Source organism: Amycolatopsis sp. FU40, from assembly GCF_021903635.1.
Classification (GTDB): Bacteria; Actinomycetota; Actinomycetes; order Mycobacteriales; family Pseudonocardiaceae; genus Amycolatopsis; species Amycolatopsis dendrobii.
The window spans coordinates 1959645-1980651 of the sequence record NZ_CP091381.1; the positions used below are offsets into that span (position 1 = coordinate 1959645).

General features: G+C 68.8%; 20 protein-coding genes and 1 pseudogene. 8 read left to right on the top strand and 13 right to left on the bottom strand.

The window, feature by feature from the left end:
* Positions 1-21: 21 nt before the first annotated feature.
* Together L3Q65_RS09935 and L3Q65_RS09940 are read right to left on the bottom strand one after the other, a co-directional pair.
* The gene (locus L3Q65_RS09935) at positions 22-873 is read right to left on the bottom strand and encodes an HpcH/HpaI aldolase/citrate lyase family protein (RefSeq protein ID WP_237599419.1); all 852 of its coding nucleotides are present in this window, start codon (positions 871-873) and stop codon (positions 22-24) included.
* On the bottom strand, positions 857-1429 hold the full coding sequence (locus L3Q65_RS09940) for an SRPBCC family protein (RefSeq protein WP_237599420.1): 573 nt from the start codon (positions 1427-1429) through the stop codon (positions 857-859). Before L3Q65_RS09940 ends, L3Q65_RS09935 begins: the two co-directional genes overlap by 17 nt.
* Positions 1430-1821: 392 nt before the next feature.
* Here L3Q65_RS09940 and L3Q65_RS09945 point away from each other — a divergent pair, with 392 nt between their 5' ends.
* The 5 genes from L3Q65_RS09945 to L3Q65_RS09965 are packed head-to-tail and all read left to right on the top strand — an operon-like array spanning position 1822 to position 7583.
* Positions 1822-2718, top strand: a complete 897-nt coding sequence (locus L3Q65_RS09945) for a hypothetical protein (protein ID WP_237599421.1) — start codon at positions 1822-1824, stop codon at positions 2716-2718.
* A gap of 20 nt (positions 2719-2738) precedes the next feature.
* A complete protein-coding gene (locus tag L3Q65_RS09950; RefSeq protein WP_237599422.1) occupies positions 2739-3602 on the top strand; it encodes an amidohydrolase in 864 nt (287 codons plus the stop codon).
* 5 nt (positions 3603-3607) lie between these two features.
* Positions 3608-4672 carry an ABC transporter substrate-binding protein gene (locus L3Q65_RS09955; RefSeq protein WP_237599423.1) on the top strand — a complete coding sequence of 355 codons (1065 nt, stop codon included), beginning with the start codon at positions 3608-3610 and terminating at the stop codon, positions 4670-4672.
* A 22-nt stretch (positions 4673-4694) separates the two neighbouring features.
* Positions 4695-6449: an iron ABC transporter permease gene (locus tag L3Q65_RS09960; protein ID WP_237599424.1), complete on the top strand. Its 1755-nt coding sequence runs from the start codon at positions 4695-4697 to the stop codon at positions 6447-6449.
* Positions 6450-6461: 12 nt separating this feature from the next.
* Positions 6462-7583, top strand: coding sequence for an ABC transporter ATP-binding protein (locus L3Q65_RS09965; protein WP_237599425.1), 1122 nt, complete (start codon positions 6462-6464; stop codon positions 7581-7583).
* Position 7584: 1 nt separating this feature from the next.
* On the opposite strand, the gene L3Q65_RS09970 is transcribed toward L3Q65_RS09965, so the two are convergent.
* From L3Q65_RS09970 to L3Q65_RS09980, 3 genes and pseudogenes are all read right to left on the bottom strand, one after another.
* On the bottom strand, positions 7585-8271 hold the full coding sequence (locus tag L3Q65_RS09970; protein ID WP_237599426.1) for a GntR family transcriptional regulator: 687 nt from the start codon (positions 8269-8271) through the stop codon (positions 7585-7587).
* A 190-nt stretch (positions 8272-8461) separates the two neighbouring features.
* Positions 8462-8788: a putative quinol monooxygenase gene (locus tag L3Q65_RS09975; protein ID WP_237599427.1), complete on the bottom strand. Its 327-nt coding sequence runs from the start codon at positions 8786-8788 to the stop codon at positions 8462-8464.
* Between the two features lie 19 nt (positions 8789-8807).
* A pseudogene (locus L3Q65_RS09980) lies at positions 8808-9269 on the bottom strand (zinc-binding dehydrogenase); the annotation flags it as partial.
* On the opposite strand from L3Q65_RS09980, the gene L3Q65_RS09985 reads away from it, so the two are divergent.
* A complete protein-coding gene (locus tag L3Q65_RS09985) occupies positions 9259-10209 on the top strand; it encodes a zinc ribbon domain-containing protein (protein WP_237599428.1) in 951 nt (316 codons plus the stop codon). The pseudogene L3Q65_RS09980 and the gene L3Q65_RS09985 sit on opposite strands and share 11 nt — an antisense overlap.
* Positions 10210-10288: 79 nt before the next feature.
* Positions 10289-10462: a hypothetical protein gene (locus tag L3Q65_RS09990; protein WP_237599429.1), complete on the top strand. Its 174-nt coding sequence runs from the start codon at positions 10289-10291 to the stop codon at positions 10460-10462.
* Positions 10463-11061: 599 nt separating this feature from the next.
* Here the strand turns inward: L3Q65_RS09990 and L3Q65_RS09995 are convergent.
* From L3Q65_RS09995 to L3Q65_RS10030, 8 genes are read right to left on the bottom strand one after another with little or no spacing between them, the layout of a single operon-like run.
* Positions 11062-12240, bottom strand: coding sequence for a Gfo/Idh/MocA family protein (locus tag L3Q65_RS09995; RefSeq protein ID WP_237599430.1), 1179 nt, complete (start codon positions 12238-12240; stop codon positions 11062-11064).
* Positions 12241-12257: 17 nt separating this feature from the next.
* Entirely contained in the window at positions 12258-13076 is an 819-nt protein-coding gene (locus L3Q65_RS10000) for an SDR family oxidoreductase (protein WP_237599431.1), read from the bottom strand.
* Positions 13073-14740: a GMC family oxidoreductase gene (locus L3Q65_RS10005; RefSeq protein WP_237599432.1), complete on the bottom strand. Its 1668-nt coding sequence runs from the start codon at positions 14738-14740 to the stop codon at positions 13073-13075. The genes L3Q65_RS10000 and L3Q65_RS10005 overlap by 4 nt, the downstream gene beginning before the upstream one ends.
* Positions 14737-15240 carry a gluconate 2-dehydrogenase subunit 3 family protein gene (locus L3Q65_RS10010; RefSeq protein ID WP_237599433.1) on the bottom strand — a complete coding sequence of 168 codons (504 nt, stop codon included), beginning with the start codon at positions 15238-15240 and terminating at the stop codon, positions 14737-14739. The genes L3Q65_RS10005 and L3Q65_RS10010 overlap by 4 nt, the downstream gene beginning before the upstream one ends.
* Positions 15241-15262: 22 nt before the next feature.
* A complete protein-coding gene (locus tag L3Q65_RS10015; RefSeq protein ID WP_237599434.1) occupies positions 15263-16117 on the bottom strand; it encodes a sugar phosphate isomerase/epimerase in 855 nt (284 codons plus the stop codon).
* A gap of 20 nt (positions 16118-16137) precedes the next feature.
* Entirely contained in the window at positions 16138-17166 is a 1029-nt protein-coding gene (locus tag L3Q65_RS10020) for a substrate-binding domain-containing protein (RefSeq protein WP_237599435.1), read from the bottom strand.
* Positions 17163-18143 (bottom strand): ABC transporter permease, encoded by a 981-nt coding sequence (locus L3Q65_RS10025; RefSeq protein WP_237599436.1) that lies wholly within the window; start codon positions 18141-18143, stop codon positions 17163-17165. The genes L3Q65_RS10020 and L3Q65_RS10025 overlap by 4 nt, the downstream gene beginning before the upstream one ends.
* 2 nt (positions 18144-18145) lie before the next feature.
* A complete protein-coding gene (locus L3Q65_RS10030) occupies positions 18146-19618 on the bottom strand; it encodes a sugar ABC transporter ATP-binding protein (protein WP_237599437.1) in 1473 nt (490 codons plus the stop codon).
* Between the two features lie 148 nt (positions 19619-19766).
* On the opposite strand from L3Q65_RS10030, the gene L3Q65_RS10035 reads away from it, so the two are divergent.
* Positions 19767-21002 carry an ROK family transcriptional regulator gene (locus L3Q65_RS10035; protein WP_237599438.1) on the top strand — a complete coding sequence of 412 codons (1236 nt, stop codon included), beginning with the start codon at positions 19767-19769 and terminating at the stop codon, positions 21000-21002.
* Positions 21003-21007 lie beyond the last annotated feature (5 nt).

Consider the following 21007-nt stretch of genomic DNA (forward strand, 5'->3'; position numbering starts at 1 on the left):
GGGTTTCCTCCTGGGATGGGGTCAGCGCCCGGCCAGCTCGCGGCCCCGGTCGAGGCCGGGGTAGCTGCGGACCGGTGCGGTCATGAGGAAGCGGTAGCCCTCGTCGAGCACCTGCTCGGCGTTGCGGGCGGTGACGTGCGGATGGCCGACGACGACGTCGTGCTTCCGGCAGATTTCGACGATCCGGCGCCGGGCCTCGACCATCAGCGGGTGTTCCAGCTGCCGCGGCACGCCCAGCTCCTGGCTGAGGTCTCCCTCGCCGATGAGCACGAGCCCGATGCCCGGCACCTGGTCGAGGATCGCGGGCAGGTTCTCGATGCCGAGCTGGTCCTCGATCTGGATCACGGCGAGGATTTCGCCGTCCGGGTCGAGCGGCCAGACATCGGCCTTGGCGTAGTAGTCCTGAGTGGACAGTCCCCAGTAGCGCGCGGCGGCTGCCGGGGCGTCGCCGCGCAGACCGGCGGGTTCGAAGCGGTCGGTTCCGGGCAGGCGGGGGTAGCGGCAGGCCGCGACCGCGTTGCGCGCCTCTTCGACGCGGGAGATGTGCGGCCAGACGATGCCGTACGCGCCGAGGTCGAGCGCTTGTTTCGCGTGCCATTGGCCGTGTTCCGCGCCGTTGACCGGCACACGGACGAACGGGGTCGGCGCCGGGGCGAGGGTGCCTGCTTCGAAGATGCGCCGCCGGTCGAGGAGGTACTGCAGGCTGTCGCGGAGGTTCGCGGCGTCCCACGGTTTGTGCTCGGCTTCGAAGACCACCCCGTCGTAGGCGGAACCGGCGAAGTCGAGCGCCGCCGACGGCTCGGGCGGGGCGAAGGCCGCGAAGGCGGGTTTTCCCGACTCCAGGGCTCCGATGACGCTATTCAGCCTGGCCACTGTGCACCTCGCTCTGTTCGTTCTGTCGCTTGTGGACGATTCGCTGCCACCAGTCGCGCAGCCGCGCCCACAGCGAGGGGCGCGCGGGCGGTTCGGCGGCGGCGTCGCCGGCGCACTTGCGCACCAGTTCGGCGGAGAAGTCTTTGGTCATCCGGGAAACCACCGCACCGGCACCGGCTTCGATGAGCGACGCGAGCTTCCCCGCGAGGCTCACCTGGCCGGTCAGGCGGACGCGCGAACCCCCGGCCGCCGGATCCGGGACGACCCGGAAGGTCGCGTTCGCGGAGAAGCGGGTGGCTCCCTGCCCGTCGCGGCCCTTGGCCGACAGCCGCCCTTCCCGCTCGGGCTCGTCCAGGTCCAGGGAGACGCGGGCGCCGAAGCGCACGCCCACCGCGCCGAACTTGACGACCAGCGTTCCGTCGAACGATCCGTCGTCGTGCGAGGCGCCGAGCTCGGCGCCGCTGATGCACGACACCACCGCTTCGGGGTCGGACACGACCTCCCACACCCGCTCCGGCGGTGCGGGAACGGGGATCTCCTCGTCGATCTCGATCACAGCTCTGCCCTCGCTCGGCGGCTGCGCCCGTCACCGGGTCGGCCGCCAGATTGTTTAACAACTTTGCGGCGGACCGTAGCAGTCCGCAGCGATAGTCGGCAAGAACTCCTTGTTAAACAAGATTCTCGACGTCAGTCGATCTGCTGCCCGCTGAATCTTGTAGAACAAGAGTGGCCGGAGGATGTTCTCGCAGGTCGAGCGCGTGATCGCAGCGGATCGGACCGGGTGGAGAGACGTCGGTGAACGCAAGATTGTTAGACGATTTGCGTCCTCGACGGTTGAAACACCGGCAATCGGCGCGTACGGTCGCTGACACTGTTCGACATTTTGGGTGTCCGCCCGGTCGCGTCGGCACCCCCTTCCGCTCCAGCGCAGCAGAGGAGTCGTCCCCTATGGCCAGGACCTTGTCCGTCGCGGTGAAGACCTACCCGCACACGGAGTTCGCCGCCGCCCCCGGGTTCGCGCCCGGCGGCCATCGCGTCGAGGTCGCGCACGCCGATCCGATCTACCGGGCGTTCGCGCCGATGGTGCGGGAACTGCGCTACGACGTCAGCGAACTCGCCCTCGCCACCTTTCTGCAGGCACGCGAAGCGGGCGTGCCGATCGCGTTGCTGCCCGTCGTGCTCAGCGGCGACTTCCACCACCACTCGCTGACCCGCTGGCCCGGCTCGGCCGGATTCGCCCCGGCGGACCTCGCCGGGAAGCGGGTCGGGGTGCGGGCCTACAGCCAGACCACCGGCCTGTGGGTGCGCGGCATCCTGCACGAGGAGTACGGCCTCGACGCCAAAGACGTCACCTGGGTGACCACCGAGGGGCCGCACGTCGCCGAGTACGCCGAGCCGGCGAATGTCGAGCGCACGGAAGGAAAAGTGCTCGACGTCCTGCGCCGCGGCGACGTCTCCGCCGCCGTGCTCGGCCCGCCCGCGCTCGACGGCGCGGAAGGCCCGCTGGTCCCGGTCATCCCGGACTGGCGCGCGGCCGAAGAGGCCTGGGGCGAACGGCACGGAACAGTGCCGATCAACCACCTGCTCACCGTCCGGCGGGACCTGCTCGAAGCCGAGCCCGGCACGGTCGCCGAACTCTACGAGGCGTTCGGAACCCGTATCGAAGAACGCAAAGCCGCCGAGGCCGAGCCCGGACCGCGCGTGCGCGCACTGCGCTTCGGCATCACCGACGAACTCGTCGCCGGTCTGCAGATCGCGATCGACTACGCGCTGCAGCAGAACGTCATCCGCACCCCGGTGACCGTCGCCGAACTGCTCGACGACTTCTCCCGCCACCTCGCCTGAGCCCACCGAAAGCAGACCCCATGTTCCGCGTCGACACGCACACGCACATCATTTCCCCGGACACCGCCGCGTATCCGCCCGCGCCGCTCGGCGGGCACCGCTCCGACTGGTCCCGCGAACGCCCGACCGACATCGACGGCCTGCTGCGCGCAGCGGACGCCGCCGAGGTGGACCACCTCGTCATCGTGCAGGCCTCGACGGTCTACGGCTTCGACAACAGCTATGTCGCCGACCAGCTCGCCCGGCACCCCGACCGCCTCAGCGGCGTCTGCTCGGTCGACTTCCTCTCGCCCAAAGCCGTCGACGACCTCGCCCGCTGGATCGACGAACGCGGCTTCTCCGGCGTCCGAATCCGCGCCGCCGACGGGACGACCGCGGTGCCGACGCCCGGCCGCGGCCTCGACGACGACCGGATGACGCCGGTGTGGCAGTTCGTGTCCGACCGCCGCGTCCCGGTCTGCGTCCAGATGCACGCCAAGCACACCCCGATCCTGGCCGGACTGCTCGAGGCGTACCCGGGCCTGACCGTCGTGCTCGACCACGCGGCCCGCCCCGATCTCGGCGACGGCGTGCTGCCGTATCCGGCGCTCGCGCGGCTGCGCGACAGCGGCCGGGTCTTCGTGAAACTCACCCCGCCCGCCGTTCTGCGGGCCCAGCGCGAAGCCGGATCCGCCGCGCCGCTCGTGCGCACACTGGTCGAGGAATTCGGTGCCGACCACGTCATGTGGGGCTCGAATTTCCCTGCTTCGGAGGGCTCGCTGGGGGAGCTGGCGGACCTCGTGCGGGCGCAGCTTCCCGCGCTCGGCGATACCCAGCAGGCCCTCGTCGCAGGCGGCACTGCCGCGCGGTTGTACGGCGTGGCAGTCACGACGGGGGGACAGTGAGGACCGTGCGTACCCGTCGGAAGACCGTGCTGGCCGCGTTGGCGGCCGTGGTCGCGCTGCTCGGCGCGGGGTGCAGCAAGCCGCCGCCCGCGCCGGACGCCCGCAACCTCGCCGAGCTTTACCAGGCGGCGAAGAAGGAGGGGCAGGTCATCTGGTTCGCGCCGAAGCCGGAAGCCCAGATGCGGCCCGCGATCAAGGCGTTCGAGAAGAAATATCCCGGCATCACGGTCAAATACACCAACAAGAAGGCCCCGGACCTCGTCACCCAGCTCAATGTCGAACAGGCCGCCGGCCGCGTGAGTTTCGACGTGTCCAACGCGGGCGGGCTGACCGTGCTGCCGTCGGTGGACATGGCCGCGAAGGTCGACTGGAGCCGGTACGGCGTGCCAGGGAACCAGATCTTCGACGGCAACTTCGTCTACGTGTGGGCCGTGCCGAAGGTCTGGGCGTACAACACGACCGCGGTGCCCGCCGCCGACGCGCCGCACAGCTGGAACGACGTGCTGTCCCCGCAGTGGGGCGGCGGCAAGCTCACGATCGAGTCGCGCGGGTCCTTCATGACCGTGTGGGAGCAGGACAAGACGCTGGGCGCCGGACCCGGGCTGGCGTTCTCCGCGAAGCTGGCCAAGCAGAGCCCGCACTACACGGACAACACGACCCAGGCGCACACCAACATCGTCTCCGGGCAGACCCCGCTCGGCACGGACCTGATCAACCTCGTGCTCTCGGACAAAGCGAAGGGCGCCCCGGTCGCGGTCGCCCCGATCGGGCCGACCAACGCCAACAAGGCCTACCTGTTCGCGCCCGAGGGTTCGCCGCACCCGGCGGCCGGGCGGCTGCTCACCGCGTTCCTCGCCTCCGCCTCGGGGCAGAAGGCGCTCGCCGGCAGCTACAACTCGATCATTCCCACCGAGACCGACTGTTCGAAGGCCGCCGTCGCCAACCGCGTCGTCCGCGCGCTCTGCGCCGCCGGGGTCCAGTGGCACAGCGAGACCGACATCCAGCAGTACCAGCGGTTCGCCGATTTCTTCCCCCAGGTCGAGAAGGCCTTGGGCACCGACGTGAACTGAAATCCCCTTGGAGACTCCGACGATGCAGTCCGCCACCAGGGCCGCCCCCGCCGCACCCCCGCGCCCGCCCGCCGAACCCGCCCGCCCGCGCCGCCGCGGCCGCGTCCGCACCGGCCTCAACATCGCCATCGGCCTGTTCCTCGCCTACCTCGTGGTGTTCCCGCTGGGCATGCTGATCTTCAGCAGCCTCAAGAGCGCCGAACTGAAGCTGCCCTTCGACATCCCCGGGTTCACCCTCGACAACTTCGTCAAGATCTTCTCCTCGCCGCGAGTGCTCGAAGTAGCCCTCAACTCGGCGATCTTCGTGGTCGGCACTGTCTCGGTGGCGCTGGTGATCAGCGTCAGCCTGGCCTATCTCTTCGAACGCACGGACATGCCCGGCCGCCGCGTGCTGGCACCGAGCGCGCTGGCGCCGATGGGCGTGCCCGCGACCGTGATGGCGGTGGCCTGGGTGCTCGCGGCCAACCCCGCCAACGGCCCGCTCGCGCTGCTCGTCGAGCGCGTCTTCGGGATTTCGGTCGCTATCTACTCGCTGCCCGGCATGATCCTCGTGGCCGGCATCTTCGGCGTGCCCAGCATGTACCTGATGCTCGCGCCGACCTTCGCCCGTCTCAACCTCGAATTCGAAGAAGCCGCGGCCACCTCGGGCGCCGGATGGCTGACCCGCACCCGCAAGATCGTCCTGCCGCTCACCCTGCCCGGCATGAGCGCGGCCGCGATGCTGCTGGCCGTCATCGCGCTCGAAGAGTTCGCGATCCCGTCCATTCTCGGGACCCCGCACCAGATCTTCGTGTTCAGCAGTCTCGTGCAGGCGGCGCTGCAGCCGCCGTCGGGCATGTCGGACTACGGGCTCGCCAGTGCCTACGGCGTCCTGCTGGTGCTGCTGTCCCTGGTGATGATCGCGCTCTACCGGCGGCAGACGCGGGAGTCGCACCGCTTCAAGGTGGTCAGCGGCAAGGGATACCGGTCGGCTCCGGTGCGGCTGGGCCGGTGGCGCTACCCGGCGGCCGCGATCGTGACGCTGTATGTGCTCGTCGCGATCGTCGTCCCGATCCTGACTCTCGTGTGGACCAGCCTGACGCCGTTCCTGCAACCGATCAGCCTGCACAGCCTCGGCAGCCTCGGTTTCGCCAACTACGGCACGATCTTCACCGACCCGAACCTGACCCACGCGGTGGTCAACACCCTGGTCATCAGCCTCGTCACCGCGACCCTGACCGCCGGTTTCGGCCTGTGGCTGGCGCTGGCCTCCGAGCGCGGCGGGCGGGCCGGACGCGCGTTGTTCGACCTGTCGTTCCTCGTGTTCGCCGTGCCGAGCGTCGTGCTCGGCGTCGCGGTGCTGTTCCTGTACCTGTTCCTGCCGATCCCGGTCTACGGCACGATCTGGATCATCGTCATCGCGCTCACCACGCGCTACATCCCGCGCGCGTCGCGGATGCTGCAGACCTCCCTGCTGCAACTGGACGGCGGGCTCGAAGAAGTGGGCCGGGTTTCCGGCGCGCGGCATGGCACCGTGCTGCGCCGGGTGGTGCTCCCGCTCGTCGCGCCCTCGGTGACGCGCACCTGGCTCTGGGTCTTCGCGAACGCGCTGGGCGAACTCCCGATCGCGCTGCTGCTGTCCAATTCGGACAACCGCACCGTCGTCGTGCTGCTGTGGGACATGATCGGCGAAAGCGCGAACTACCCCGAGGCCAGCGCGCTGGCCGTGCTCCTGCTCGCCGTCTCCGCCGGTTCCGTGTGGTGGGTCAACCACCGCGGCTTCCAACAACACATCTGAGGTGTCGTGACCATGCAGAACACCGAGCACGCCGTGGCGATCTCCGGTCTCGAGAAGCGGTTCGCCCGGAAGCAGAGCGCCGAGGTGAGCCTCGCCGTCGACAACGTCGGCTTCACCGTGCCCCGCGGCGGCTTCTTCACCATGCTGGGCCCGAGCGGCTGCGGCAAAACCACCACGCTGCGCTGCCTGGCCGGGCTCGAAAGCGCCGACCGCGGCGAAATCTCCATGAACGGCAAGGCCGTCTTCTCCTCGGCGGCCCGCCGGGACGTCGCGCCCGAGGACCGTCCGATCGCGATGGTGCCGCAGTCCTACGGGATCTGGCCGCACATGAAAGTCTTCGACAACGCGGCTTTCCCGCTCCGCTACGGCCGCAAGACGTGCTCCCGGAGCGAGGCGCGGACGCGGGTGCTAGCGATGCTGGAACAGGTCGGCCTGTCGGAATACGCGGACCGGTGGTCGACTCAGCTGAGCGGCGGGCAGCAGCAGCGCCTGGCACTCGCCCGCGCCCTGCTGTGCGAACCGGAAGTCCTGCTGCTGGACGAACCTCTGTCCAATCTGGACGCGAAACTCCGGTCACAACTGCGGGCCGAACTGCGGTCCTTTCAGCAGAAGTTCGGCGTCACCACGATCTACGTCACGCACGACCAGGGCGAGGCGCTGGCGATGTCGGACACCATCGTCGTGATGAACCGCGGCCGGGTCGAGCAAATCGGTTCCCCGGCGGAGATCTACGACTCGCCCGCGTCCCGGTTCGTCGCCGATTTCGTGGGCAGCGCCAACCTCGTCCCCGGAGTCGTCGACGGCCCGCCACGCCGCGTAGCGGAAGTGAAAACCACCATCGGCGTCATGCGCTGCGAGCGTTTCGCCACGCCGCCCGCCCAAGTCCGGGACGTGCACGTGTGCATCCGCCCCGAACATGTCCGGATTGTGCCCGGAACCCCGGACGCCGGTCAGCCCAACCGCTTCCCAGCGCGCGTCATCTCCACCGAATACCTCGGCGACCGGCTCGAAGCGGTCGCCGCCGTGGGCGACGTCGAATTCCGCGCCCACGCCGACGCGCACTTGCGGATCCGCCCGGGCGACGACGTCGGAGTCGTGCTGGATCCCGAGTGGACAGTGGCCCTCTGGTCCTGACCTACTCGCCAGCGAACTTCAACTGGAGAGCACGGCGGACCGCGGACAGGTGATGACGCATCGCCGCGGCCGCCGCCTCCGGGTTGTGCGTGACGATGGCAGCGAGAATCGCTTCGTGCTCGTGGACGACCGTCGCCCGCGGCCGCGAACGGTCCATGTCGCGGTACTGCCGCAGCACCAGCGGATACAGCAGGCTGTCGACGAAGCGGGTGAGCGTCGACTGTCGTGCCGCCTCGCGCACCTGCTCGTGGAAGGAGCGGTTGAGCGCGGAGTACTCGTCCCGGCCGTCGGATTCCCGGCCCGCCCACATCCGCTCGCAGGTCGCGGTCATCTCCGCGATGTCCTCGTCGGTAGCGCGCTCGGCTGCCTTCGCCGCCAGGGCCGCTTCCAGGATCTCGCGGGTCTCGAGGATCTCGATCGCCTCGTCCTCGGAAAACGACCGCGTCCGCGCACTGCGGTTCGCCTCCGCGGTGACGTACCCCTCCTGGGCGAGCCGGGCGAGCACCGACCGGATCGTGCCGCGCGAGACCTCGAGCCTGCTGGTGAGGTCGGCCTCGGTGAGCCGGGCGTCGGGAGCGTACTGCCCGGACAGGATCAGCTCGCGGAGATCGTGGTACGCCCGCGCTGTCCGGGTGGCGCCGGGATCCGCGCTCTCCACGCGCGAGTCCTGCGCCTTGTCCACCGTCATCGCAGGCTGACCTCCCACACCGCGCCGTCCGATCGGCCGATCTTAGCCCGCGGGTGCGGACCGGTCGGCGCACTGATCGTTGTTCCGCCTGTCGGTGGTCGGCCGGAGCGCGGCCTCCCAAACGTCGACGGTGCACGGCGAGTGGTCCCGGCGCGGGTACCCGCGCCGGGACCACTCGCTCGCGTTGCGGTCAGTCGCGCACGGCCAGTTCGCCGAGTTCTGCCCAGTCGTTCTGGTCGACCTTGGCGTTGACGATGCGCGGTGTTTCGGCCAGATACGGCGGCAGGTCCCGCTGCGCGGCTTTGAAGTGGTCCGAGCCGACGTGCGCGGCGCCTGCGGCGTCGTCGCGGAAGGCTTCGACGAGGACGTATTCGTTCGGGTCGGCGAGGCTGCGCGACCAGTCGTACCAGAGGCATCCTGGTTCGGCGCGGGTCGCTTCGGTGAACGCGCGCGAGATTTCCGGCCAGTTCTCGGCGTGTTCGGGCTTCACGCGGAATTTCGCGGTAATGAAGATCATGCAGTTTCCTTTTAACGAGTCAGGGGACGAGGATCGCCCGGCCGCGGATGCGTCCGGCGGTGAGGTCGTCCAGTGCGTCCTGGAATTTCTCGAGCGGGTATCGGACGGTGTGCAGCCGTACCCGGTCCTGTGCGGCGAGCACCATGAGTTCGCACAGGTCGGTGTAGGAGCCGACGAGGTTGCCGATGAAGTTGATTTCGGCGGAGATGACGTCGATGGTCGGCACGTCGATGTTCTCGCCGTAGCCGACGACGTGGTAGTCGCCCGCGCGGCGCAGCATGGCGATGCCGTCGCGGGTCGCGCCGCCCTCGCCGACGAAGTCGAGCACGGTTTCCGCGCCCGCGCCGCCGGTGAGGTCCTGGACGGCGGCGACGTGCCCGCCGTCCGCGACGATGCCGTGGTCCGCGCCGATCGATTCGGCGAGCTTGACTGCCTCCGGGTTTTGGTCCACGACGATCAGTTCGGCGGCGGTGAGCGCCTGGTACACCGGGTACGCGTTCTTCGGTAGGTGGGCGCGGCAGGAGATGCTGCTCGATCCGGACGACGTCGCGGCTGGGCACGTGACGCGGTTCCGGCGCGCGTCGGCTGACCGGGTTGTCCGGTCACGCAAGCCAGCGCATCCGGAGATCATCTCTGCCGAGGACTTCACTGCGGTTCAGCTCTCTCGCCGGTCTCGCGCGGCGGGCGGTCTCGACGCGCGTCGGAAGCTGGAGCGAGGACCGAAGGCCACGAAGTGGACGTATGCGTTTCGCGGGCGAGTTCGGTGCGATCACTGCATGCGCAAGATGGAGGGGACGCCGCGGGACACGCGGATCTACTACCGCTGCGCCGCCCGGCCGCTCGTCCCTGGATCACCGGCTTTGGCTGATCACCCGAAGAACATCTATCTGCCGGAAGCGGCGTTGATGGATCCGCTGAACAGCTACATCCATCACGCATTCTCTGAGGAGCAGCGTGATGCGACCGTGGAGGCGATGCTCGGCGTCGCTGGCGATGTGAACGTCAACCCACGGCGCATGGCGGATGCCCAGCGACGGCTGACCCAAGCGAAAACCCGATTGGCGCGGCTCACGCAGGCGATCGAGGCCGGGGCCGACCTGGAAGCGCTGATCGAACCCCTGAACCGCGCGAGGGAGGAGCGCGACGCGGCAGCAGAGGAGCTGGCGAGGACTCCAGCTGGTTCAGAGCTGGGGAGAGCGGACGTTGAGGCGCTGGTCGACTCGTTGGGGGACGCCGGGAGACAGGTCCTCAGCGCAAGCCCGGCCCGGCTGCAGGAGCTGTACGAGGAGATCGGCCTGGAACTGGTCTATAACGCGAAAGAGCGGATGGTCGATGTGACCATCCGCCCACCCCGTAGGGTTAGTACGCGTGTCCGAGGGGCGAGTCGCGCACTAACCACACGCTTGCAATTGGCCTCGTGACGACGCAGGTCTCCTCCCAGGGGTCATGAACCTGCCTCGGGGTGGCCGATCGCCGCCGTGTCATGCTCAGGTTCGGCCTGTGCGATCTCTTCGCGTTGCCGCTGCTCACCTGGGCATCGCTTCCGCCGGAGGTCATCGCGGCGCGGTCGTCGCGGTGCTGTGCGTGATCATGCTGATGCAGTCCAACTCCGCGTATTCGCCGCTGATGATCTCCCCGACGAGCGGTGCCCGCCCGAATTGCGGGCCGTGGTGAGCCGGAACCTCGGCTTCATGCTGGGCGGGCTGATGCCGACGCTGGAGCTCGCTCAGCCCGGAGCTGTCGGACGTTCCCGCGCGGCTCGCGATCTTCCTGGCAGGTGCGGCTCTGGTATTCGTCGTCGCGATCGTGCCCAGCCAGGAAGCTCGGGGTGCGCTCGAGCGCTCCGTCTGGACCGCCGTCGATGACGTCGCCCCCGCCTGGCGGCGGCTGGTCCGACGGTGCGATCGGCGCGAGGTCCAGCCTCCACTCGGACGGTTCCCGACATCGTCTCGCGCCAGGCAGCCCTGCCGCGTGACGATGTCGGCAGCGCGATGGTCACCGCTCAATGCCGGGTGCCGATTGCGCCGTGATCTTTTCGTTCGCGAGGCGGCAGCGCGACATGCGCTGCGGCATTGCCCAGTCGCCTGACGGGCGAGACAAGTGACTCTGACCGCCGGCGCCGCCCGGGGCAGCCTCGCCGGGGGATGGGATGTGTTCGGTTGCGACAGGGGCGAGATGCGTTCGGGCGCCGGGCCTGGCACCTGGGACGGCGTCGTCGCGACCAGCAGTTCCTCCCGGCAGGGTCGGCGCCCCCGCCGGGAGGAAGCCGCGCTTCAGGCCGCCGCCCACGGCGGTTCGACCTCTTGCGCAAGCTCGACGATGTGGGGCTTCGCGTCGGACAGTGTCCAATCCGGCAAGTGCACGCGCTCGCCGCCGCGGAGGGCCGATTCGTGGGACAGGATTCCGGCACAGGTGATGTTCGCGGCTTGCACGGCGTTCGGGTAGGGCTCGGCCTGGCCGAGCACGGACATCAGCAGCCGGTGCGCGAGATGCGGGTGGGAGCCGCCGTGCCCGCCGCCCTGGACGAACGAACGGTGCTCGCTCTCGCCGTCCGCGGTGTAAACGCCGGCGGTGGTGAACGAGCGGATCTCTTCGGGCAGCCGCTGCGCGAAGTCGGGTACCTCGATCCGCTCAGGAGTCTCGCCGAGATAAAGCACATGCGCGGCGTCCTCGGTCTGTGCCCATTCGAAGGAACGGATCGAGCCGTAGACGTCGAAACTCTCGCGGTACTCGCGGGCGACGGCCCACAGGTGGCGGGTGACCTCGGCGACGACGTCGCTGTCGAGGAACTTGATGTGCGTCGACTCGATCGCGTACGGCGAGCCGTAGGCGTCCTTCATCCGGTCGAACACGGAGCCGGAGCCGAGGCACTGCACGTACTCGGCCTGATGCCCGGCGAGGGCTAGCGTCGGGCTGATCGCGTGCGTCGCGTTATACATCGGCGGCATCCCGTCCCAATAGGACGGCCAGCCGGTCATGTCCTGATGGTGCGAGGACCGGAAGAACTGCAGCTTGCCGAGATTGCCGTCGAGGTAGTTCTGCTCGAGGAAGAAGAACTCGCGGCTGTACACCGTGGTCTCCATCATCATGTAGGTCAGCCCGGTCCGGCGCTGTGCCTCGACGATGCGGCGGCAGTCGTGCACCGACGTGGCCATCGGGATGGTGCAACCGACGTGCTTGCCTGCTTCCAGCGCGGCGACGACCTGGTCGGCATGCAGCTGCAGCGGCGTGTTGATGTGGATGACATCGATGTTCGGATCGGCGAGCATGCGCGCGTAGTCGGTGTAGCGCACGTCGACGCCGTAACGGTTGCCGATCTCGTTGAGCTTCGACTCGGTCCGCTGACAGATCGCGTACATCTCGGCGTTGCGATGGCGCTGGTAGATCGGGATGAACTCCGCCCCGAACTCCAGCCCGACGATGCCGACGCGCAGCACCTTCTCCGAAGACATGCCTAGCCCTTTCTGTTTCATTTCTTGCTTTCGCCCGCGTCGACGGTCAGCTCCAGGCCGGTGATCATGCGCGCCTCGGCGGACAGCAGCCAGAGCACGGCGGCGGTCGAGTCGCCGATGCCGAGGTCGCCCGGAAGCAGTTGCCCGGCCCGGAAACCGGCCAGCAGGTCTTCGCGCGGCACCTGGTTCAGCTCGGCCATCGCAGCGGTCATCCCGGTGTCGATGCCGCCGGGATGCACTGTGTTGCACCGGATTCCGTAGGGGCCGAGTTCCGCGGCGAGCGAGGCGCTCAGTCCGCGCAACGCCATCTTCGCCGCGACGTAATGCGCGAGCCGCGGTACCGGTTTGATGCCGACGCCCGAGCTGATCAGCACCAGCGCTGAGCCGGCTCCGCGTTCGATCAGCCAGGGCACGGTCGCGCGGCAGGTGTGAAACACCCCGGTGAGGTTGATGTCGATCACGGTCCGCCAATGCTCCGGCGGTATTTCCCAGGTGGTGCGGAAGCCGTCGGTGATGCCGGCGTTCGCGATGACGTAGTCGATTCCGCCGAGGTCGCTCGCGGCCTGGTCCGCCGCCCTGGCCAGTGATTCGTGATCGCGAACATCCACTTCGAACAGCTCTGCCCGGCGGCCGAGCGCCCGGATCTCCGCTTGCGTGGCACGAAGATCGTCGATCGTCGCAGTGTGATATGGAGGATTCTCCACCTTGCCCGCACTGCCGAGGTCGACCAGCGCGACGTCCGCCCCCTCGGCCGCGAGCCGCACGGCGTGACTGCGGCCCTGCCCGCGCCCTGCCCCGGTGACGAAAGCCGCCTTGCCACGGAACCGGCCGTTCACGCTCGCCCCAGCAAGTGTTCGGCGCTCAGGTAGGCCAGTGCTTGGATCGTCTGGTTCGGGTTGTACCCGCCGTAGCTGACGAACTGCCCGCCGCCGACCGCGTACAGGCCGCGGCATTCGTGCACTTCGCCGTAGACGTTCGTGACCGAGGTCGCCGGATCCTCGCCCATGCGGTGCACGCCGACGTCATGCGTGGAGAGGTGGTATGGCGGCCGGGGATCGTCCGTCCAGTAGTCCTTCGCGCCCATCTCGCGAGCGATTTTCTCCTTGTAGCGCCCCATGAGCGTGACCGAGTTCGCGTCGTGCGGCGCCCAGTCGTGGGTGATCCGCAACGCGGGCTGGCCCCAGCGATCCCGGACGTTCGGGTCGAGGTCGCAGTAGTGCCGGGGATGCGGGAAATTGGTGGTCTGCGAATACATCCGGTGCAGGTGCAGGTAGTTGTCCCGCAGCCAATGCTTCAGCGACAGGCCCCACTTGGGCACCGCGGGGTTCATCAGGTGGTAGGCCTCGATCGGCTGCAGGTCTCCGGTGACGCTGATGATCGGCGAACCCCACAGCACGCCGAGGTCGTTGTCCGGCACCAGTTCCGACGTGTAGTCGTCGACGGCGCTGGAGGCGTTGAACGTGCCGAGGAACGGGTTCGTCGGCTCCGGCAGGACGGAGGTGAACCAGCCGAAATTGTGCGTCATGAAGTTCTGCCCGACCTGACCGTCCCGGTTGATCCCGGAGACCAGCAGCAGACGCACGTTCTCCAGCGAGTACGCGGCCAGCACCACCAGGTCGGACCGGACCTCGTGCGCGCTGCCCGACCCGTCCGCATAGGTCACGCCGGTCACGCGGGAGCCGTCGCCGGTCCGGTGGACGCGCAGGACCCGGCTCAGCGGACGCAGGTCGAGGTTCCCGGTCGCCTTGGCGGCAGGCACGGAGGTGACCTGGGTGGTCGACTTCGCTTTGACATGGCAGGGATAGCCGTGGCAGAAGCCGCAGTTCACGCACGCGGGCCTGCCGCGGTACTCGACCGAGTTGATCGCCAGCGGCTGGCGGAACGGATGCAGGCCGAGTCGGCGGGCCGCTTCGGCGAAAGGGACGTCGCCCGGTGCGTGGCGGACCGGCGGCATCGGGTACTCGTGCTCGCGCGGCGGACCGAACGGATTGTCCGCGGCCCGGCCGGAAATGCCCTGCTCCCGCTCGACCTTGCCGTAGTACGGCTCGAGATCGGCGTAGCTGATGGGCCAATCCGCCAGCGTGCCTTCCGGCAGCGCCTCCTTGCCGAACCGCTCCGCGATGGCGGAGCGCATCCGGAAGTCGGCCTCCCGGAACCGGTACGCCGCACAACCCCAGTGCAGGGTGCCGCCTCCGGTGCCGATGGAGGGCAGGCCGTACAGCGGCTCGTCCGAACCGAGTTCGCCCGCGGACCACGGCAGCACCCGTGCGGTCTCGCCTTCGTGCGGGCGCCACGTCACCGGGTCGACGTCGACGCCGGCGACGATGGCGCCACGCTGGTAGTAGCGCAGCTCGTCCTGTTTGACCAGGAAGTCGTCCTGCGTGTAATCCGGGCCCTTGTCGAGGCCCAGCACTCGCAGCCCGGCCGCGGTCAGCTGCTCGGCGATGATGCCGCCGGACGAGCCCATCCCGACCACGATCGCGTCGAATCGCTCGGTCATCGCCCGCCTCCGATCCGCGCGTAGAGGTCCTCGATCGTGAGCAGCGGGATCTCCCGGGCATCCACGCCCGGCCGCATCTGTTCGGCCGAATAGCCCCAGTGCGCCCCCGGGAAGCCGACGAGCTTCCATCCGGCGAGGTCGCGGTTGCCGCCGTACGCCGGGTCGCCGAAGAACCCCTGGACGGTGTGCTCGCGCACGATCCGGAAGAACCTCCCTGCGAAGGAAGGACTTTCCGCCAGAGCGGCGACGATCTTCCGGCGCGCTTCGGAGTCGAGGCCGACGAAGCCGAGGTCGCCGCTCAGCTCGCGCAGAGCGATCAGTCCGGCGCGGTAGACGGGTTGCAGGTCGCGCAGGAATCCGGCCAGCGAGCGGTCGATGTACTGGACGACACCGGCCTCGCTCGCCCCGGGGGAGCCTTCTTCGCCGGGCAGGATCTCCTCGGTCAGCGCGTCGAGGACGGTCGCTTCCTCGGGATTGAGGAACAGCAGAGGGTATTCCATTTCGTCCTTCTCCCTCGTTGTTTCAGAACCCGGTCCGTGCCTTGGTCCTGGCCTCGACCAGCGGGCGCAGGTACTCGATCGAGGTGCGGGCGTCCTCGTCGGGCTCGATGCCGCGACGGTGGAAGCCGGTCTCCATCGTCAGATAGCCGTCGAAGCCGGTGTCGAGCAGTGCGTCCACGAGGGACGGGAAGTCGCCGTCGCCGGAGCCGGGCGGGAGGCGGTCGCTGTCGGCGATGTGGATGTGCTTGAGGTTCTCGCCCATCTTGTACGCGTAGTCGCTGAGCACCTCGCGCCGATACAGCACGTGGAAGGTGTCGAACATGAGCTTTACGTTGTCCCGGTTGACGTCCTCCATCAGCTCGATCGCGTCGTCGGCGCTCTCGCAGAGGTTCGTGTCGTGGGAGGTCGGCTCGATGACGAGCGTGACACCGGTGTGCGCGATCGAGTCGGCGATCTCGGCGAGGCACTCGCGGGTCCACTTGAGCGCCTGCCGCCGCGAGGTGCCGAAGATGATCCAGCCGGGCAGGTAGATCAGCGTCTTGCCGCCCCACTGGGCAGTCAGCTCGGCCAGTTCCTTGTAGTGCTCGATGGTCGCCCGGCGTTCTTCGGCGACCGGGGAGGCGGGGTTGTTGCCGGGACCGCCGGACGGTGCGGGGAGCATGCTGGACAACGAGAGCCCGTGCTCGTCGAGCAGGTCCCTGATCTGGGCGCGTCGGTTGGCCGAGAGATGCGGCGGGTAGGCGTGCGGTGCGGCGGCGCCGATTTCGATGCCGTCGTAGCCGAGCCTGGCGATGCGCTTGATCGTCTCGTCGAGCGGGTAGGAGGGCACCCAGACGAAGAAGCTGGAGTAGGCCCAGGTGTTGTATGAGATCTTCACTTCGGTTGTCGCCTTTCGTGTCACTGCGGGGGCCGGCCGAGGAACTGCCCGACGTTGGTGTGGTCGACGAGGGTGGACTGGAGCTTGATCCGGGGAGCGAGCGGTTCGTCCGCACAGAGTTTCGCGGCCGCGATCGCCGCTTCCTTGGCCACGAGCGGATAACCGGCCGTGGCGGTGAGGGAGCCCGCGGCGATCCGCTTCAGCGCGTCGGCCTCGCCGTCCACGCTGAACACTTTGATCTCGTTCTGCCGGCCGGCTTCCCGGATGGCCTGGAGCGCGCCGAAGGTCATCTGGTCGTTGTGCGAGTACACCGCCTGGATCTGTCCGTGCGGGAAGCGTTGCAGCAGATCCTCCATGACCTTGAGCCCGTCGGCGCGTTTGTAGTTCGCCGTCTGGGTGGCGATGATCCGGACCCCGGAGCCCGCGATGCCCTGGCGGAAGCCGGCGCCGCGGGTGATGGTGGGGGAGGCGCCGAGACTCCCGGACAGCTCCACCACCGCGCCGCGGCCGCCCAGCGCCTTGACGACGGCCTTGCCGTCGGTGACGCCCGCTTCGACGTTGTCGGAGCCGATGTAGCTGGACACGTCGCCGTCCACCTGCCGGTCGGCGGAGATCACCTTGACCCCGGCGCGGGTGGCCTGTGCGATCACGCCGCGCAGCGCGGCGGTGTCCTGGGGCGAGATCACCAGGACTTCGACGCCCTTGGCTACCATGTCCGACACCTGATTGACTTGCGCTCCCGCGTCGCCCTGCGCGTCGGCCACAGTGACCTTCATGCCGCGGAGGAACTTTCGCGCGAAATCGGGGAACATCTGGGTCGTCTTCGCACCGTACGGAAAGGCGGTGCTGTTCCAGGAGACTCCGACGGAACAGCGCACGGTCGACGGATCGGCGTGCAGGATCAACTGGCTGCGGCATTCCGTGCCGCAGTAGACGCTGGGCGCCAGCCGGTCGCCGAGTTCCGCGGTCACCGGCACGTCCTGCCGCGGGACGGCCGTGCAACCCGCGACGAGCGCGGCCAGGCCGAGCGCCGCCAGCCGGGCCTTCACGAGCGACCGTCCTTGCGGCGGCGAATCGCCTGGACGGCGAGCATTACCGCCACGAGGATGACCGCACCCTTGACGATCTGCTGATCGAATGGCGAAACCCCGATCAGGTTCAGCACGTTGGCCAGGACCGCTAGCAGCAGGGCGCCGAACACAGTGCCGACCGCGCCGCCGATGCCGCCGGCGAGGCTGGTGCCGCCGATCACCACCGCGGTGATCGCGTCCAGATTGGACAGTGCGCCCGCGGTGGGGTCGCCGACGCCGAGCCGGGCCGCGCTCATGATTCCCGCCAGCCCGGCACACAGACCGCTGACGGCGTAGGCGGCCACGAGCGTGCGGCCGGTGCGCACGCCGGAAAGCCGGGCAGCCTCCATGCTGCCGCCGATCGCGTAGAGAAATCGCCCGAACGGCAAGTAGCGCAGGGTCACCACGCCGATGACGGCGACGAGGAGGAAGATCGCGAACGGCCCGGGAATCCCGAGCACGTCGCCACTGCCCAGCAGAGTGAAGAACCCGCTGCCATTGTCGAACGACTTTGGCCCGCCGTTGGTCAGGCGCAGCGACAAGCCTTGCATCGCGACCATCGTCGCGAGCGTCATGATGAACGGCTGTACCCCCCACCGGGCGACGCCGAGGCCGTTGAGCGCCCCCACTGCCGCACCGATGAGGAGCGACAGCACAATCGCCAGCGGCAGGATCATTCCGGCATCGAGGAACAGCGCTGTGCTCACTCCGGTCAGGGCGAGCGTCGCGCCGACCGATAGATCGATGCCGCCGGTGAGGATCACGAACGTCATTCCGATCGCGATCACTCCGACGACCGCCGACTGGCGGCCGACATTGAGCAGATTGGTGGGCTGGAAGAACAACGGCACCGCGATCGCCACCGCGGCGATCACGATGGCGGCGATGAGCAGCGGCAGCCAGTGGCGCCGCGCCCGGAGGGTCAGGGCCGGCAGGCGGCCTGCTTCGACGGCCACGGTTATCGCCCTCCCACGGCGTGCAACATGATTTCCTCTTCGGTGGCGGTACGACCGGGTAGCTCGGCGGTGACTTCGCCTTGGTGCATCACGAGAATGCGGTCGGACAAGGCCAGCACCTCGGGCAGTTCCGAGGAGATGACGATGATCGCGAGGCCCTGCGCGCACAGCTGCCGGATCAGGGTGTAGATCTCCTGCTTGGCTCCGATGTCGATACCACGTGTGGGCTCGTCGAGGATCAGCAGGTCGACGCCGGCTTCGAGCCATTTGGCGAGCACGACCTTCTGCTGGTTGCCGCCGGAAAGCGTGCCGACCGGCGTCTGCGGGCCCGGCGTTTTGATGCGGAGCTTTTCGATGTATCGGCGCGCTACGGACCGGTCGGCCGCGGGCCGTACCGTGCGGCGCCCGCGTTTGAGCAGGTTGACCAGCGAGATGTTGGCGGCGCAGGACTGGCCCGCGACGAGCCCCTGCGTCTTGCGTTCCTCCGGCACGAGACCGATCCCCGCCTTGATCGCCTGCAGCGGGTCGGTGATGCGCACGGGTTTGCCGTGCAGCCGCACCGTTCCGGTGTGCGGGTCGGCACCGAAGATCGCGCGTGCCAGCTCGGTGCGGCCCGCCCCGCGCAGCCCGGCGATGCCGAGAATCTCACCGGCCCTTACCTCGAACGAGACGGCCGACACGACCCCGGGCCGGGACAGTCCCTCGACCTGGAGCACCGGTTCGCCGATCTCGGCGCCCGGTGTACGGCTGCCGCGCACGAAATCCCGGCCGACCATCTTCGACACCAGCTCGTCGTGCGCGGTGCCGGCGATCGTCCCTTTGCCGGTCAGCTTGCCGTCCTTGAGCACCACGTACCGGTCCGCGAGGCCGAAGACCTCGTCCAAGCGGTGCGAGACGAAGACGACGCTCACCCCGCGCCGGGTCACGCCGCGCACGAGCGCCAGCAGCCGGTCGACGTCCGCGCCGCCGAGCACGGCGGTCGGTTCGTCGAGGATCAGCACGCGGGCGTCGCGGCGCAGCGCCTTCGCGATCTCGATCATCTGCTTGTCGGCAACGCTGAGCTCGCGCACCCGCTGGTCGGGCGAGACCGTCAGGCCGAGTTCGGCGAGGAGCGCCGCGGCCTCTCGGCGGGCACCCCGCCAGTCGATGCGCCCGCGGCCGGGGTAGCGGTTGAACAAGAGGTTCTCGGTGACGGTGAGTTCCGGGAACAGGCTCAGTTCCTGATAGACAGTGGCGATGCCGAGCGCCTCCGCGCCGGCCGGTCCGGTGATCGCTGCCGGACAGCCGTCGAGGAGCACCGCGCCGGAGTCCGGCGGGTGCGCGCCGGACAGGATGCGGATGAGGGTGGACTTGCCCGCGCCGTTCTCTCCAATGAGAGCCAGTACTTCGCCGGCTTGCAGAGTGAAGCTGACGTCGTGCAGGGCCTGGACCCCGCGGAAGGCCTTGCTCAGGCCTTGGACTTCGAGGCGAGCCACCACTTAGCCCACCCCCGGCGCCAGCGGGCGGACGACTGCGCTGTCCTCCGTGGATCTTGTCATAGCGGGAGCGTAAATTCCGTCGTGAACTGTCAAAATAGGCCAGAATTATTTCTTTTTCGACAGAAATCGAGGTATGATCACGATCATGGGCTCCCTGTGGACCGAAGTCGGCATCCTGCTCGAGGAGCAGAGCCTGGCCCCTGACGCGCATGCGGCGCGAAGTGTCATAACCCGTCTGATCGCGGACGGCACGCAGGTCAGTCGCAGCCGCCTGGTGCGAGCCACGGGCCTGGCGCGCTCCACGGTGGACAAGCATCTCGAGGCGCTCCTCGACGCCGGACTCATCGAGGACGCCGGATTCGGCAAGCAGGACGCGCGCGGGCGCCCGGCGCAGATGTTCCAGATCAGCGCCGCAAAAGGGGTCGTACTCGTCGCTGAGGTTTCCCCGCGCGCGTCGCGGGTCGCGCTGGCCACGCTGGACAAGGAGGTCGTCGCGCGGCGCGAGCTGGCGATCGACGTGCAAACGGGCCCGGAGGTGCTGCTGGCCGCTCTCGTCGAGCAGTTCCTCGCCATGCTGGAGGAGAACGGGCTCGCCGGGGACGACGCGCTCGCCATTTCGGTCGGACTGCCGGGCCCGGTCGACTCGCATCTGGGCATGGCGGTGCGGCCGCCGCTGATGCCCGGATGGGACGGTTTCGGAGTGTGCCGTTTCCTCGCCGAACGGCTCGGATGCGACGTGGTCGTCGACAACGACGTGAACCTGATGGCGCTGGGGGAGGCCAGGGCGCTGAAAGGCGCGCACCTGCCGTTGCTGCTCGTCCACATCGGACCCGGTGTCGGCGGTGGTTTCGTCGGCGAGAACGGCCGGGTGCTGCACGGCGCGGACGGTGCCGCAGCGGACATCGGGCACATTCGCGTGCCCGAGCTGCCCGACGCGTTGTGCCGCTGCGGAAACCGCGGCTGTCTCGAAGCCGTCGCCTCGACCAGTGCCATCGCCGCCCGCCTCGAGATGAGCGAGGACGGCCTGCTGGCCTCGGCGGTCCGCGGCGAGGCGAAGACCGTCAGCGTGGTTCGCGAGGTCGCGATCGTCGTCGGCCGCGTGATCGCCGACCTCGTCAACTTCTGCAACCCGGCGCGGATCGTGCTCAGCGGTCCGATCGTCCAGTGCACCGAAGAGGTGCTGGCCCAGGTTCGGAGCGTCGTCTACCAGCAGTCCCGGCCGCTCGCCACCCGCAATCTGTCGCTCGTGCAGAGTTCGCAGGGTGGCGAGGCCGGGCTCATCGGCGGCATGGTTTCCGCGATCGAGCAGGTCCTTTCGCCGCGTGGAATCGCCTACCACACCCGGCCGCGCGACTCGTCCATGCTGCCGCTCGGGTTGTGACGCCG

Bases quoted from the DNA above. Each gene is read 5' to 3' on its own strand.
- L3Q65_RS10005 (WP_237599432.1), bottom strand. From the start codon at position 14,740: ATGACCGAGCGATTCGACGCGATCGTGGTCGGGATGGGCTCGTCCGGC.
- L3Q65_RS09970 (WP_237599426.1), bottom strand. From the start codon at position 8,271: ATGACGGTGGACAAGGCGCAGGACTCGCGCGTGGAGAGCGCGGATCCC.
- L3Q65_RS09975 (WP_237599427.1), bottom strand. From the start codon at position 8,788: ATGATCTTCATTACCGCGAAATTCCGCGTGAAGCCCGAACACGCCGAG.
- L3Q65_RS09960 (WP_237599424.1), top strand. From the start codon at position 4,695: ATGCAGTCCGCCACCAGGGCCGCCCCCGCCGCACCCCCGCGCCCGCCC.
- L3Q65_RS09945 (WP_237599421.1), top strand. From the start codon at position 1,822: ATGGCCAGGACCTTGTCCGTCGCGGTGAAGACCTACCCGCACACGGAG.
- L3Q65_RS09995 (WP_237599430.1), bottom strand. From the start codon at position 12,240: ATGTCTTCGGAGAAGGTGCTGCGCGTCGGCATCGTCGGGCTGGAGTTC.
- L3Q65_RS10035 (WP_237599438.1), top strand. From the start codon at position 19,767: ATGGGCTCCCTGTGGACCGAAGTCGGCATCCTGCTCGAGGAGCAGAGC.
- L3Q65_RS09965 (WP_237599425.1), top strand. From the start codon at position 6,462: ATGCAGAACACCGAGCACGCCGTGGCGATCTCCGGTCTCGAGAAGCGG.
- L3Q65_RS09950 (WP_237599422.1), top strand. From the start codon at position 2,739: ATGTTCCGCGTCGACACGCACACGCACATCATTTCCCCGGACACCGCC.
- L3Q65_RS10010 (WP_237599433.1), bottom strand. From the start codon at position 15,240: ATGGAATACCCTCTGCTGTTCCTCAATCCCGAGGAAGCGACCGTCCTC.